At 71.9% G+C, this 13746-nt stretch carries 15 protein-coding genes; 8 read left to right on the top strand and 7 right to left on the bottom strand.

Translation table 11 applies throughout. From position 1 onward, the window contains the following. Positions 1-94: 94 nt before the first annotated feature. Both ACZ62B_RS04210 and ACZ62B_RS04205 read left to right on the top strand, forming a co-directional pair. Positions 95-472 carry a F0F1 ATP synthase subunit epsilon gene (locus ACZ62B_RS04210; RefSeq protein ID WP_004925483.1) on the top strand — a complete coding sequence of 126 codons (378 nt, stop codon included), beginning with the start codon at positions 95-97 and terminating at the stop codon, positions 470-472. A 128-nt stretch (positions 473-600) separates the two neighbouring features. After that, positions 601-1047, top strand: coding sequence for a DUF2550 domain-containing protein (locus ACZ62B_RS04205; RefSeq protein ID WP_344568732.1), 447 nt, complete (start codon positions 601-603; stop codon positions 1045-1047). Positions 1048-1116: 69 nt separating this feature from the next. Here the strand turns inward: ACZ62B_RS04205 and ACZ62B_RS04200 are convergent, their stop codons facing one another. The 3 genes from ACZ62B_RS04200 to ACZ62B_RS04190 form a co-directional block, all read right to left on the bottom strand. Continuing rightward, positions 1117-2943, bottom strand: a complete 1827-nt coding sequence (locus ACZ62B_RS04200) for a glycosyl hydrolase family 18 protein (RefSeq protein WP_468719288.1) — start codon at positions 2941-2943, stop codon at positions 1117-1119. A gap of 137 nt (positions 2944-3080) precedes the next feature. After that, on the bottom strand, positions 3081-3722 hold the full coding sequence (locus tag ACZ62B_RS04195; RefSeq protein WP_344568728.1) for a response regulator transcription factor: 642 nt from the start codon (positions 3720-3722) through the stop codon (positions 3081-3083). Further along, positions 3719-4912 (bottom strand): sensor histidine kinase, encoded by a 1194-nt coding sequence (locus ACZ62B_RS04190; RefSeq protein ID WP_469689253.1) that lies wholly within the window; start codon positions 4910-4912, stop codon positions 3719-3721. Before ACZ62B_RS04190 ends, ACZ62B_RS04195 begins: the two co-directional genes overlap by 4 nt. Positions 4913-5064: 152 nt before the next feature. Between ACZ62B_RS04190 and ACZ62B_RS04185 the strand changes: the two genes are divergently transcribed. Both ACZ62B_RS04185 and ACZ62B_RS04180 read left to right on the top strand, forming a co-directional pair. Further along, complete coding sequence (locus tag ACZ62B_RS04185) at positions 5065-5655, top strand: hypothetical protein (protein WP_468719286.1); 591 nt, start codon at positions 5065-5067, stop codon at positions 5653-5655. After that, positions 5652-5840, top strand: coding sequence for a DUF5708 family protein (locus ACZ62B_RS04180; protein WP_344568722.1), 189 nt, complete (start codon positions 5652-5654; stop codon positions 5838-5840). The genes ACZ62B_RS04185 and ACZ62B_RS04180 overlap by 4 nt, the downstream gene beginning before the upstream one ends. Here ACZ62B_RS04180 and ACZ62B_RS04175 read toward each other — a convergent pair. The 3 genes from ACZ62B_RS04175 to ACZ62B_RS04165 are packed head-to-tail and all read right to left on the bottom strand — an operon-like array spanning position 5837 to position 7967. After that, the gene (locus tag ACZ62B_RS04175; RefSeq protein ID WP_344568720.1) at positions 5837-6409 is read right to left on the bottom strand and encodes a cob(I)yrinic acid a,c-diamide adenosyltransferase; all 573 of its coding nucleotides are present in this window, start codon (positions 6407-6409) and stop codon (positions 5837-5839) included. The genes ACZ62B_RS04180 and ACZ62B_RS04175 overlap by 4 nt on opposite strands. Positions 6410-6422: 13 nt before the next feature. Continuing rightward, positions 6423-7172 carry an ABC transporter permease gene (locus ACZ62B_RS04170; protein WP_344568718.1) on the bottom strand — a complete coding sequence of 250 codons (750 nt, stop codon included), beginning with the start codon at positions 7170-7172 and terminating at the stop codon, positions 6423-6425. A 12-nt stretch (positions 7173-7184) separates the two neighbouring features. Next, positions 7185-7967, bottom strand: coding sequence for an ATP-binding cassette domain-containing protein (locus tag ACZ62B_RS04165; RefSeq protein WP_344568709.1), 783 nt, complete (start codon positions 7965-7967; stop codon positions 7185-7187). A 90-nt stretch (positions 7968-8057) separates the two neighbouring features. Here ACZ62B_RS04165 and ACZ62B_RS04160 point away from each other — a divergent pair, with 90 nt between their 5' ends. Next, positions 8058-8693 carry a TetR/AcrR family transcriptional regulator gene (locus ACZ62B_RS04160; protein WP_469689252.1) on the top strand — a complete coding sequence of 212 codons (636 nt, stop codon included), beginning with the start codon at positions 8058-8060 and terminating at the stop codon, positions 8691-8693. A 6-nt stretch (positions 8694-8699) separates the two neighbouring features. Here the strand turns inward: ACZ62B_RS04160 and ACZ62B_RS04155 are convergent, their stop codons facing one another. Further along, the gene (locus ACZ62B_RS04155) at positions 8700-9362 is read right to left on the bottom strand and encodes a maltokinase N-terminal cap-like domain-containing protein (RefSeq protein ID WP_468719284.1); all 663 of its coding nucleotides are present in this window, start codon (positions 9360-9362) and stop codon (positions 8700-8702) included. Between the two features lie 213 nt (positions 9363-9575). Between ACZ62B_RS04155 and ACZ62B_RS04150 the strand changes: the two genes are divergently transcribed. The 3 genes from ACZ62B_RS04150 (at position 9576) to ACZ62B_RS04140 (ending at position 13710) form a co-directional block, all read left to right on the top strand. After that, complete coding sequence (locus ACZ62B_RS04150; RefSeq protein WP_344568696.1) at positions 9576-10424, top strand: 3-hydroxyacyl-CoA dehydrogenase family protein; 849 nt, start codon at positions 9576-9578, stop codon at positions 10422-10424. A 154-nt stretch (positions 10425-10578) separates the two neighbouring features. Further along, positions 10579-10902, top strand: coding sequence for an STAS domain-containing protein (locus ACZ62B_RS04145; protein WP_030860450.1), 324 nt, complete (start codon positions 10579-10581; stop codon positions 10900-10902). Between the two features lie 264 nt (positions 10903-11166). Further along, a complete protein-coding gene (locus tag ACZ62B_RS04140; protein ID WP_469689251.1) occupies positions 11167-13710 on the top strand; it encodes an ATP-binding protein in 2544 nt (847 codons plus the stop codon). Positions 13711-13746 lie beyond the last annotated feature (36 nt).

The raw sequence follows: 13746 nt of genomic DNA, 5'->3' as shown, positions 1-13746 counted from the left end.
GAGGGGGCGGGTGCGTCCCGCCCCCTCGTTCACGCCCCTTAGACTTGTAACCAACACCCGGCACAACCGCCGGGTGGTGACCCGAGGAGCCACCTTGGCTGCTGAGCTGCACGTCGCGCTGGTCGCGGCCGACCGAGAGGTCTGGTCCGGCGAGGCCACCCTGGTCGTCGCGCGCACCACGTCCGGCGACATCGGCGTCATGCCCGGTCACCAGCCGCTGCTCGGTGTGCTGGAGTCGGGCCCGGTGACCATTCGCACGCGTGAGGGCGGGACGGTCGTCGCCGCGGTGCACGGCGGTTTCATCTCGTTCGCGGACGACAAGCTGTCGCTGCTGGCCGAGATCGCCGAGCTGTCGGACGAGATCGACGTCCAGAGCGCGGAGCAGGAACTCGCCCGTGCGAAGGCGGAGGACGACGCGGAGGCCCAGCGCCGCGCGGACGTCCGTCTGCGGGCGGCGTCGGCAGGGCGCTGATACCAGCGCGGTGGGATGACGTCACTCAGCCGCGGCCGGCACCGGAGCGATCCGGAGCCGGTCGCGGCTGAGGCAGATCTGGATGATTTTTCCGTTCCGTTACCTAGGAGACGAGGAGGTCGGTGTCGATGGTCCTCGCTCTGACTGTGTGCGGAATCGTGGTGGCCCTCGTGCTGGTGGGGCTTTTCGTCTTCGGCCTGCGCCGCCGCCTCATCCAGCGTTCCGGTGGAACGTTCGACTGCAGCCTGCGCTGGGACGCGCCCGAGTCGGGCGACTCCGGCGGCAAGGGCTGGGCGTACGGGGTGGCACGTTACAACGGTGACCGGGTCGAGTGGTTCCGGGTTTTTTCCTACGCGCCCCGTCCGCGCCGCGTCCTGGAGCGTTCCGCGATCGAGGTGGCCGGCCGCCGGCTGCCCGAGGGCGAGGAGGAGCTGGCGCTGCTGTCGGACTCGGTGATCCTCGCCTGTCTGCACCGGGGCACGCGTCTCGAGCTCGCCATGAGCGAAGATGCGCTGACCGGTTTCCTCGCGTGGCTCGAGGCGGCCCCGCCCGGCCAGCGGGTGAACGTCGCGTAGAGCGACGTTCGCCCTCCCCCGGACGGAACCGGGGGAGGGCGAACGCCGTTCGACGGTGGTGCTCGAGGGTTACTTCAGTCCGCTGTCGATGGCGCTGACCAGCTCGCCGTTCGCGGTGTCACCGCTGAACTCCCAGAAGAAGGCGCCACCCAGGCCCTGGTTCTTGGCCCAGGCCATCTTCGTCTTGATGGTCGCCGGAGTGTCGTAGGACCACCAGTTGGTGCCGCAGTGGGCGTACGCCGTGCCGGCGATGGTGCCGGTGGCCGGGCAGGAGTTCTTCAGGACCTTGTAGTCCTCGATGCCCGCCTCGTAGGTGCCGGCCGCCGGGCCGGTCGCCGTTCCGCCCGGGGCGGACTGGGTGACACCGGTCCAGCCGCGGCCGTAGAAGCCGATGCCGAGCAGCAGCTTGCTCGCCGGCACGCCCTTCGCCTTGAACTTCGCGATCGCCTCGGCGGAGTTGAAGCCCTGCTGCGGGATGCCGTCGTACGAGGTCAGCGGCGAGTGCGGAGCGGTCGGGCCGTTCTTCGCCCAGGCGCCGAAGAAGTCGTACGTCATCACGTTGTACCAGTCGATGTACTTCGCGGCCTCGCCGTAGTCGGCGGCGTCGATCTTGCCGCCGTCGGAGGCGTCGGCGGTGGTGGCCGCGGTGACCAGGTCGTTGCCGAACTCGGCGCGCATGGCCTTCATCATGTTGCTGAAGGCGTTCGGGGCGCTGGTCGTGTCACAGCTCAGACCACAGGCGTTCGGGTACTCCCAGTCCAGGTCGATGCCGTCGAAGACGTCGGCCCAGCGCGGGTCCTCGACCAGGTCGTGGCAGGACTTGGCGAAGGCCGCCGGGTTCTTCACCGCGTCGGGGAAGCCGCCGGACCAGGTCCAGCCGCCGAAGGACCAGATGACCTTGATGTGCGGGTACTTGGCCTTCAGCTTGCGCAGCTGGTTGAAGTTGCCGCGCAGCGGCTGGTCCCAGGTGTCGGCGACGCCGTCGACGGACTGGTCGGCGGTGTACGCCTTGTCGTAGTCGGCGTAGGCGTCACCGATGGTGCACTTGCCGCCCTGGACGTTGCCGAAGGCGTAGTTGATGTGCGTGATCTTCTCGGCGGAGCCGGAGGTGACCAGGTTCTTCACGTGGTAGTTGCGCCCGTAGACGCCCCAGTTGGTGAAGTAGCCGAGGTTGACCTTCTCGCCGCCCGGCTGCCCGCCGTCGCCGCCACCGGTGGTGGTGACCTTGACCGAGCCGCTCACCGGACCGGTCTGGTCGGCGGTGTCACGGGCCTGCACGGTGTACGAGTAGTCCGTGCCCTTGGTCAGGCCGGTGTTCGTGTACGAGGTGCCGGTCACGGTGGCGACCTTGGCGCCGTCGCGCAGGACGTCGTAGTTCTTGACGCCCTTGTCGTCGGTCGCCGCCGACCAGGACAGCTTCACCGAGGTGTCGGTGATGTCGGAGGCGGTCGGGGTGCCGGGCGCGGACGGGGCCGCGTCACCGGGGACCTCCGGGCCTCCGTCACAGCTGCCGCCGTTGAGCTTGCAGCCGGACGGGTCGCCGGAACCGCTGCCGTTGAAGCCGAAGCTGACCGACGCCCCGGGGGCGAGGGTGCCGTTCCAGCCGAGGTTCTTGGCGGTCCAGTGGTCACCGGAGTTGGTGACCGTGGCGTCCCAGGCGGAGGTGACCTTGGTGCCGGAGGGGAAGTCCCACTCGATGGTCCAGGAGCTGAGGCTCGTGGTGCCGGTGTTCTTCACCGTCCACTTGCCGGCGAAGCCGGAGCCCCAGTCCTGGGTCTTGGCGTAGGTGGCGGTCGCCGAGGTCGCGGCCTGGGCGGGGCTCGCGAGGGCGACGAGGCCGGAGAGGGGAAGCAGCAGGGTCGCGAGCCCTGCGGCGGCTTTGTGTCTGAAGCGCATGCTGCGCCTCCTTATGGGGAGAAGCCGTCGTGGACGTGACTGAGCCATCACGCCCGCAGTGCCGCGAGAATAGAAAGGTCTGGACCACAGGTCAATAGGTCTGGACCACTTGCCCCAGCTGCCCCTCTGTGCTTCGGCTAGAGCCCCAACTCTTGTGCCAGCACGGCCGCTTGTACCCGACTGCGCAGCTCCAGCTTGCCCAGCAGGCGGCTGACGTGCGTCTTCACCGTCGCCTCCGCCATGTCGAGGCGCGCCGCGATGTCGGCGTTGGAGAGCCCTTCGCCGACACAGGACAGCACCTCGCGCTCGCGCCGGGTGAGGGTGTCCAGCACCGCCGGATCGACGGTCGCCCGGCGGGCGGGCTTCGCGGCGAACTCCGCGATCAGCCGCCGGGTGACGGCCGGGGCGACGATGCCCTCCCCGCGCGCCACCGTGCGCACCGACGCGATGAGGTCCTTCGCGTCCGTGTTCTTCAGCAGGAACCCGGCCGCCCCGGCCCGCAGCGCCCCGAACACGTACTCGTCGAGGTCGAAGGTGGTCAGCACCAGCACATCGGCGAGCCCTTCCCCGACCACCTGCCGGGTCGCCGACACCCCGTCCAGGCGCGGCATCTGTACGTCCATCAGCACCAGGTCGGGGCGGAGTTCACGGGCGAGGGCCACCGCCCGCTCGCCGTCGCCGGCCTCGCCGACCACCTCGATGTCGGGCGCGCTGCGCAGGATGAGGACCAGTCCGGCACGGACGGCGGACTGGTCCTCGGCGACCAGGACCCGGATCATTGCGTCTCTCCTTGGGCGATGTCGGTGACGGGAAGACAGGCGCGTACGACCCACAGCTTGCCGTCCGGGCCGCTCTCCGGCGCCGCCTCGAACGTGCCGTCCAGCAGGGCCACCCGCTCCCGCATCCCGACGAGCCCGGCCCCGGACCCCGGCGCTCGCGGGGTGTCCCGGCCGCCGTACGGACTGGTCACCCGGATGTCGAGGCCGCCGTCGAGGCGGCGCAGCAGCACGGTGACCCTCCCCGGCGCGGCGTGTTTCAGCGCGTTCGTCAGCGACTCCTGCACGATCCTGTACGCGGCGAGTTCGACCGGTGCGGGAACCGAGCCGTAGGTGGCGTCGAGGGTGACGTCCAGGCCGTTGGCGCGGGCGCCCTCGACCAGCGTGCCGAGGCTGTCGAGGGTGGGGGTCGCGGCCGGTTCCCGGTCGTCGGCCCCGTCGCGCAGGATGCCGATGAGCCGTCGCATTTCGGACAGTCCCTGGACGCTGTTCTCCCGGATCACGGTGAGCGCGTCGCGGGAGGTCTTCTCGTCGTCCAGGGAGAGCGCGGCCGTGGAGTGGATGGCGATCGCGGAGAGGTGGTTGGCGACCATGTCGTGCAACTCCCGTGCCATCCGGGCGCGTTCCGCGGTCACCGCCTGGGTGCGGTCCATCTCGGCGAGCAGCGCGGTCTGTTCGGCCCGCAGCCGGGCCGCCTCGGCGGCGTCGCGGTGGTTGCGCACGATGAGGCCGGTCGACGCGGGCGTGAACGCCACACCGCCGACGACGAGACCGATCAGCAGCGCCTCCGGCACCCGCCACACGGCGTACGGCACCAACGTCGCGGCGATCGTGAGCATGCCCGTGATCCACGGCAGGCGGCGGGCCGCGGCGGGCGTCCCGTACAGGACGGCGGCGTACATCAGGTCGGTGTACATCACGATCGTGGCGATGTTGCCCTGGGTCATCGTGTCCGCGGCCAGCGCCAGCGTGCCAATCAGCAGCGCGGTGCGCGGCGCGGTGCGGCGCAGCAGCTCGCAGCCGGCGATCACGGCGAGCGGTACGAGGAGCGGCCAGCGGCCGTCGAAGAGCACGATCGGATCGTCGCCGCTGCGCACGCCCAGCCCGATCCCCCACAGCAGCAGTCCACCGGAGAGACTGGCCAGCGCGGTCCACACGTCGAAGCGGTGGGGGCGGGGCAGGCGTACGGGCATGGCACCATCCAACACGGTGCGCGCACTCGGCGCCTGATCCCCGCGGACGGTCCTGGACTGCATCTTTCGATGTACCGCGAGTTCATCGGCGGCGACGACGAAACGGGCCGCTCCGCACGGGAGCCTGAAGGGGTGAACGAAGGGAGTGCGTCGTGGTCGTCGCTTTGATCATCGCCTGCGAGGTCGGATTCTGGGTCCTGCTGGTCCTCGGGCTGGCCGCCCGCTACCTGCTGAAGTGGCGTCGCACCAGTGTGTTCCTGCTGCTGTGCGAGCCCGTCCTGGAACTGGTGCTGTTCGCCGTGACGGCGATCGACCTGAGGAACGGTGCCGAGCCGGGCTGGGAGCACGGTCTGGCCGCGCTGTACATCGGTTACACGGTCGCGTACGGCCACTACACGATCCGCTGGCTCGACGGCCACGCCGCCCACCGCCTGGGCGGCGGCCCGCCGCCGGTGAAGCCCCCGCGCTACGGCAGGGCCCGGGCCGCGCACGAGGGCCGGCTGTGGCTGCGCACGCTGCTGGGCGCGGCCGTGGCGTGCGCACTGCTCCAGGGAGCGGTCTGGTACGTCGGTGCCGAGGGCGACGTCTCCTCCCTGCGGGCCTTCCAGTGGGTGGCGGTCAGGGTCGCCGCCATCCACGGCCTGGTGGCCCTCGGCTACCTGATCTGGCCGAAGAAGGCCCCGGCCGGGACGCAGGAGGTCACGGCCGGGCGGCCGAAGGAGAAGGAGGGGGCACACCGGTGAGCCGGGCGTCGAAGAACCTGCTGGAGGGTGTGGTCACCCTGCTCGTCGGGCTGGCCCTGTGGCTGTTCACCGGGGACGTGGAGGTCCCCGTGGTCACCCCGGCCAAGGTCGGCGTCGTGCTGATGTGCGTCGGCGGCGCGCAGACCGCGTGGGGCCTGTACGGGGCCGCGCGCCGGTCGGCCTAGCGCTCCCCGCCCGGCACCCACAGCACGTCGCCGGTCTCCTTGTTCGCGATGCGGGCCAGGATGAACAGCAGGTCGGAGAGGCGGTTGAGGTAGGTGGCGGTGAGCGGGTTCATGGTGTCGCCGTGGGCCTCCAGCGCCGCCCAGGTGGAGCGCTCGGCGCGGCGTACGACCGTGCAGGCCTGGTGGAGCAGGGCCGCGCCGGGCGTGCCGCCGGGCAGGATGAAGGAGCGGAGCTTCTCCAGCCGCTCGTTGAAGCGGTCGCAGTCCGCCTCCAGCCGGTCGACGTAGAACTGCTCGACCCGCAGCGGCGGGTACTCCGGGTTCTCCGCCACCGGCGTCGACAGGTCGGCACCCACGTCGAACAGGTCGTTCTGGACGCGGGTGAGGACCTGTACGACCTCCTCCTCGAGACCGCCGAGCGCGATCGCCGTACCGATCACCGCGTTCGCCTCGTTGGCGTCGGCGTAGGCGGAGATCCGCAGATCGGTCTTGGCGACCCGGCTCATGTCACCGAGGTTGGTGGTGCCCTTGTCGCCGGTCCGGGTGTAGATACGCGTCAGGTTGACCATGGGGCCAGCCTAGTTACGCTCCGGCCGTCCGGAACACGCGTGTGCCCACCGTCACGGCGAGGACCGCGAAGCCGACGGCGACGACGGCGCCGTACAGCATGGGGGCCGTCGCGTAGGAGCCGACGTAGGCGTCCCGCACCGCGTCGACCAGGTAGCGGAACGGCATCAGGTGGGACAGGACGTCCAGCCAGGCGGGGCCCAGGGTCATCGGGAGCATCAGGCCCGACAGCAGCATCGACGGCATGGTCAGGGCGTTGATCGTCGGCCCGAACGTCTGCGGGGTGTCCATCCTCATGGCGAGCGCGTAGGACAGCGCGGCCAGGGACACGGTCAGCAGGGCGACGAAGGCGAAGCCGATCAGCACGCCGGCCAGCGGTGCCCGCAGCCCCATCACCAGCGCGGCCAGCACCAGCAGCACCGCCTGGAAGACGAAGAGCGTGGCGTCCCGCAGGACCCGGCCCAGCAGCAGGGCGAGACGGCTCACGGGCGTGACCCGCATCCGCTCGACCACCCCCTGGCCCTTCTCGATGATGATCGAGAAACCGGCGAACGAGGCCCCGAACAGGCCGAGTTGCAGCAGCAGCCCCGGTACCAGCAGCTGCCAGGAGCTGCCCTGCCCGCCGAGCGGCAGACCGGTCAGCAGCGGGCCGAAGAACAGCAGGTACAGCAGCGGCGTCAGCACGCCGAAGAGCAGCGCGAAGCGGGAGCGCAGGGACTGGCGCAGGTAGCGCCCGTAGATGAGCGCGGTGTCGTGGAGCAGCATGAGAGGGCGGTCCTATACGGCTACGGGGGCGGCGTCGGCCGGGGAGGCGCTGCGGCCCGTGATGGCGAGGAAGGTGTCCTGGAGCGAGGCGTCGGCCGAGCCGCCGTACTCCAGCTTCAGGGCGCCCGGTGTGCCCTCGGCGACGACCACGCCCCGGTCGACGACGACCAGCCGGTCCGCGAGCGCGTCCGCCTCGTCGAGGTAGTGGGTGGTCAGGAACACGGTGGTGCCGTGTTCGTCGCGCAGCCGCCGCACCAGGTCCCAGAGGCCGGCGCGGCTGCCGGGGTCGAGACCGGTCGTCGGCTCGTCCAGGAACAGCACCTTCGGGCGGTGGGTGAGCGCCATCGCGATGTCCAGGCGGCGCCGCTGGCCACCGGAGAGCGCGGCGCACTTGCGGTCCAGCAGCCCGGTGAGGTCCAGGTCGCGGGCCAGTTCCTCGGCACGCTCGGCGGCCCGCGCCGTGCCGAGCCGGTACAGGCGGCCCTGGGTGACCAGCTCCTCCCGCACCGTGATCTGCGGATCGACCCCGCCGGACTGCGCCACGTAGCCGCAGGCCCGCCGTACCCCGGCCGGGTCGGTCGCCAGGTCGTGGCCGGCCACGGTGGCCGCGCCGCCGGTGGGGGCGAGCAGGGTCGTGAGCATCCGCAGGGTGGTGGTCTTCCCGGCCCCGTTGGGGCCCAGGAAACCGAGGATCTCCCCCTCGCGGACGGTGAGGTCGATACCGCGCACGGCCTCCACCGGGCCGCGCTTGGTCTGGAAGGTACGGGCCAGTCCGGCCGTACTGATGATTGCCATGACCCCAGAAAAACAGAGTGACTTAAAATTTGCAACGACCCCAAAGTTTCAGAAAGCCCAAGCGTCCTCGGGCCGACCTACGATGAGGGCATGGCAGAGGGGCTCAGGGAGCGGAAGAAGCGCGAGACCAGGCAGCGGATCTCGGACATCGCCACCGGACTGTTCCTGGAGCACGGCTTCGTGACCGTGACGATGGCGGAGGTGGCGGAGGCCGCCGACGTCTCCGTGAACACGGTCTACAACTACTTCCCGGCCAAGGAGGACCTCTTCTTCGACCGCTCCAGGGGCGTCGTCGACCAGCTCGCCCGCTGGGTCCGGGGCCGGGACACGGGGGAGTCGGCCGCCCGTGCCGTACTGCGCGAACTGCGCGCCGACATCGAGGCGGTGTCGCCCCGGGTGGGCCTGCTGGAGGGCTACGACCGCTTCATGCGTGTCATCCACGACTCCCCGCAGCTGCGCTCCCGGCTGTGGAGCCTGCAGCAGGAGGTCCAGGACAACCTGGAGGCGGCGCTCCGCGAGGAGACGGGCGCCGCCCCCGACGACCCGCTGCCGGGCCTGGTGGCCGGTCAGATCTGCTGGATCCACGGCACCGTGTTCGCCGCGATCGGCCGGGAGATGATGAAGGGCCGCGCACCGGCCGAGGTGTCCCGCGAGGCGCTCGTCCTGGTCGACGACGTCGAGGAGCTGCTGAGCGGGAGGGTGCTCGGTTACGCGGTGCGCGGCTGAACCGGGCTACGCCGGAGGGGCCGCGTGCAGGACGCACAGGAGGCCCCGCGCGCGGGTGCCGTCGGGCGCCTCCCACGCGCCGGCGACATGACCCGCCGCTCCCGGCCCGGGAAGCGGTGAGCCGTCCGGAGCGGGCAGCAGGGTGCGCAGGACCCGCAGGGCGGTGCCGTCCGGCGCGGACAGCTCGGTGTGCTCCGGGGTGTCCTCGACGGTGGTGAACTCCGCCGGGACCGGGGTCTCGCCCGCGCAGGCGCGGGTGACCTCCTCGTCCGGGGTGTCGCTGACGCTCTGGGCCTGGGCCCGCACGCGGCCCTCGATCAGCGCCGCCAACTCGGCGACGGCCACCGGGTCGTGGCAGCCGTCGTAGACCCAGCGCCGCCCGAGCACACCGTGTTCCGCGGTGCCGACGAGGGCGTGCTCCGCCCCGTCGAGCGGAGCGCCCCGGTAGGTGAGCGGCACCAGGTAGGCGGCCGGCTCGGAGCCGGAGGCGTCGGTGACGACCATGAACTCGACACCGACCTCCCCCTTCGGGTCGTCGAGCCGGAAACCGCCGGCCCTGGTCAGCCGCGGCCCCTCCGTGCCCCCGTGGTACCAGGGGCGCGAGGGCAGCCAGGCGGTCAGCAGTTCGAGCTTGGTCGGCTCGAGGGTGGTGCGGTGGATCACGGCCATGCCGGGGTTCTCCTCCGTCGATCGGACACCGGCCCCCTACCCTCGCATCAAGGGGCGGTCCCTGACGGTCCGTCGGATCCGGCGGCGCCTGCCGTCGGTGTGATGTCCGTCATGTGAGACGTGACGCGCGTTACTTACCGGTCACACGGGGCCCCGTGAACGCTAATGTCCGCTCCTGGAGAACAAGACAGCGCGTATCAGGGGAGTCGCACAGTGGCACGCAAGCTCGCCGTCATCGGGGCCGGTCTCATGGGGTCCGGCATCGCCCAGGTGTCCGCCCAGGCGGGCTGGGACGTCGTCCTGCGGGACGTCACCGACGAGGCGCTCACGCGCGGCACCGACGGGATCAAGGCGTCGTACGACAAGTTCGTGAGCAAGGGCAGACTGGAGGCGCACGACGCCGACGCCGCCCTCGCCCGGATCACCGCGACCACCGACCTGGACGCCTGCGCGGACGCGGACGTCGTGGTCGAGGCGGTGTTCGAGAAGCTCGAGGTCAAGCACGAGATCTTCCGCGCGCTCGACAAGATCGTGCGGGAGGACGCCGTCCTCGCCTCCAACACCTCCGCCATCCCGATCACCAAGATCGCGGCCGTGACGGAGCGCCCGGAGCGGGTCGTCGGCACCCACTTCTTCTCGCCGGTGCCGATGATGCAGCTGTGCGAACTGGTCCGCGGCTACAAGACCAGCGACGAAACCCTCGCCAGGGCGCGGGAGTTCGCCGAGTCGGTCGGCAAGACCTGCATCGTCGTCAACCGCGACGTCGCCGGCTTCGTCACCACCCGCCTCATCACCGCCCTCGTCGTCGAGGCCGCCAAGCTGTACGAGTCGGGCGTGGCGAGCGCCGAGGACATCGACGTGGCCTGCAAGCTGGGCTTCGGCCACGCGATGGGACCGCTGGCCACCGCCGACCTCACCGGCGTGGACATCCTGCTGCACGCCACCGACAACATCTACACCGAGTCCCAGGACGAGAAGTTCGCCGCTCCCGAGCTGATGCGCCGGATGGTTGACGCCGGTGACATCGGCCGCAAGAGCGGGCAGGGCTTCTACGAGCACTGACACCGCGCACTCGCCCCGGCGTGCATCACACGCCGGGGTGAATTCGGTATCGGTTCGCTTACAGGTAGCAACCTCCGACGCCACCACGCAGTCAGAGGATGCATCACCGGCCATCAGGAAACGCGGAGCACGAGACGCATATCGGGGAGCGCATATGTACATCAAGGGCGACCACGCCGGGCTGGTCGTCGGGGGCCGCCTCGACGTACGCAGCGCGGCGGACGCCCGTACGGTCCTGCACTCGGCCGTCGACGACGGAGTCGGCGACCTGGTGCTGGACCTGTCCGACCTGGACTCCTGGGACGCCACCGGACTCGGCGTGATCATGGGAGCCCACCGGCGGGCCGGCCGCTGCGGCCGGCGCCTGGTGCTGCGGGACGTTCCGCCGCAGATGCAGCGCCTGTTGGTGGCCACCCGGCTGCACCGGATCCTGGCGATCGAGGGAGGCATCGGGGTGGACACGCTGCCCCGCGTATGAGGACGTACGGGTACGGGACGGACGCCCCCCGAGAACCCGGACCGACCTCGACGAACCCTTCGACGCGCGCACAATCCTCACGAGACCGTGACCTCTCGGACCGCGCGGTACCCCGGACTGTCGTAGATACTGAGCGAAGGTTTAGGGTTCGGCTGCCTGCTGCCCTGCAAACCCTGAGCGGGCCCGGACCAGAAGCGACAGCGCGGTGTGCGGCGAGGTCGGGAAGGGCTTCCACCACACGACGCTTTTGGGGGGCTAGGACCTATGGACCCGAACAACCCGGGACCCGAGGAGTACGGCCAGGAGGGTGACGGCCCCGCGCCGCGCCAGCGTCCGCCCCGGGAATCCCTCACTTCCGACTTCGGACAGCACGCGCCCGCGCTCGCCCGCACGGTGCAGCTCGTCTCCGGCGACTTCCTGCTGACCGTCAACCCCGTCGACGGCAGCGAGATCGAGCCCTGCCCGCCCGCCGAACGGCCGGCCCGCCCCGCGAAGCTGACCGAGGCCGAGCGCGCCGAGGTCGAGCGGGCCGCCAGGCCGCCCGTCCCGCCGGGCCCCGCGCAGCTCCCGCTGCCGCTGCTGGCCCGCCGGGACGAGCGCGAGAAGCTGGTCCGGCTGCTGGCCCGCGGCCGCTCCGTACGCCTCACCGGCCCGGCCGGCTCCGGCCGCACCCGGCTCCTCGACACCGTCGCCGAGGACTGCGCGGACCTCGCCCCCGACGGCGTCGTCCGGCTGAACGGCCACCGCCGCTCCGCCGACGACCTGCTGCACGACCTCTTCTACGCCGTCCACGACGCCCCGCTGCACCGCCCGGACCGGGACGAACTCGCCGACCACGTCCGTGGGATCGGCGCCGTCGTCGTCCTCGACGACCTGGAGTTCGGCGGCGCCGCCCTCGACGAGCTGCTGGACGCCACCCCCGAGTGCGCCTTCCTGCTCGGCACCACCCCGGACGTGCCCGAGCCGTCCGCCGGTGCCGGCATCGAGGAGGTCGCCCTCTCCGGCCTCGACCGCGCGGCCAGTCTCGACCTGCTCAAGCACGCCGTCGGCCGGGACCTCACCGAGGACGAGTCGAACTGGGCCGGCGACCTCTGGTTCGAGTCCGAGGGCCTGCCGCTGCGTTTCGTCCAGGCCGGTGCCCTGCTGCGGCAGCGCGACCGGCTGCGGGCCGGTGCCGACGCCGTCGACGAGTTCGGCGTCTTCGAGGACGTACGGCCCGACGAGACGTCCTACGACCCCGCGGACGGCGACGAGGTGCCGCTGCCCTCGCTCGGCGAGGCCGCCGCACCCGCCCCGCTGCTCGCCTCCCGGCTCAGCGCCTCCGCCCGCGCCACCCTGCGGTTCGCCGTCGCGCTCGGCGGCGAGGTGCCCCATCAGGCGCATCTGCCCGCCCTGGTGGGCGACACCCACGCCGACGCCGCGCTCGGCGAGCTGGCCGCCTGCGGACTGGTCTCCGCGGCCGGCGCACGCTACCGGCTCGCCGCCGGGGTGCCGGCCCAGCTCGAGGCCGCCGGATACGCCGACGAGGCCGAGGCGCAGGCCCGCGCCGCCGCCCAGCACTACGCCTGGTGGACCGGGCACCCCTCGGTCACCCCGGAGCGGGTGTGCGCCGAGGCCGACGCGGTGCTCGCCGCGCTCGCCGTGCTGTCGCCGCTCACCACGGCCGTCACCGAGGGCGAGCAGAGCACGGCCGTGCAGCTCGCCCGTACCGCCGCGCCCGCGTTCGCCTCGGGCCTGCACTGGAGCGCCTGGGAGAAGGCGCTGCGGGCCGGCGCGGAGGCCGCCCGGCTCGCGGGGGACGTGGCGGAAGAGGCCTACTTCCACCACGAACTCGGCATCCACGCGCTGTGCGCCGGACAGCTCGACCGGGCACGCGCCGAACTGGAGGCGTCCATCGGGCTGCGCGGCGCCCTCTCCGACAAGCGCGGCACCGTCGCCGGACGCAGGGCGCTGGCCCTCGTCGCGGACCGCTCCGGAACTCCGCTCGCGCTCATGCCGACCGCGGGGGAGGAGGTGCCCGAGGCCCGCTACGAGGAGTCGGCCTCGCCGCCCCGCGGGGTGCCGATGGCCTTCCCGGAGCTCCAGCCGCCCTCCGACACCGGCCTGGTCGTCAACCGCACGGTGCCGTCGCCGTCCAGGCCGACGCCGTCGGCCAAGCCGGGCGGCGGCCTCAAGGGGCTGGCCAAGCGCAACCTGGTGGCGGCCGGCGCGGGCGCGCTGCTCGTCGCCGTGCTGGGCACGGTGGTCACCCTGGGCGCCACGTCGGAGAACGACGCCGGCACCCCGTCCGAGAACGTCGGCGTCAACCCCTCCGCCAGCCAGGGCGTCGACGACGGCAGCCTCGGCGCCGATCCGGCGACCGGGGACGAGGGGGACACCGGCGAGGCCACCAGCCGGCCGACCGACCCGGGCCCGGACGGCACCGTGGGCACGTCCGACGACCCGACGCCGACGGCCAGTTCGTCGGGGGAGCCGTCGGACGACGAGAGCAGGACGACGGAGCCGGGCGAGCAGAGCGAGACGCCCGGCGGCAAGCCCACGGGTTCGAAGTCGCCCGAGCCCTCGGAGTCGGGGTCGTCCTCCCCGGACCCGTCCGACACGGAGACGACCCCCGACGACGAGCCGTCCGGCCAGCCGTCCGTCCCCGAGACGCCCCCGACGACGGGGGAGGAGGACACCCCGCCGCCGTCCACCGGTACTTCGGCCAGCGGCTCCGTCCCGTCCACCCCCGTGGACACGGACACCTCCGCGAGCGCCCCCCAGAGCAGCGACGCGAACACGCCCGGAGACCCGGAACAGGTGATCTGACCCGCGGGACACGCACGAGGGCCGGGTTCCCCGCGG

This window comes from Streptomyces sp. NPDC053426 (assembly GCF_055585405.1).
The sequence above is the reverse complement of the archived record's forward strand: the minus strand, read 5'-3'. Positions and strand labels throughout refer to the sequence as shown.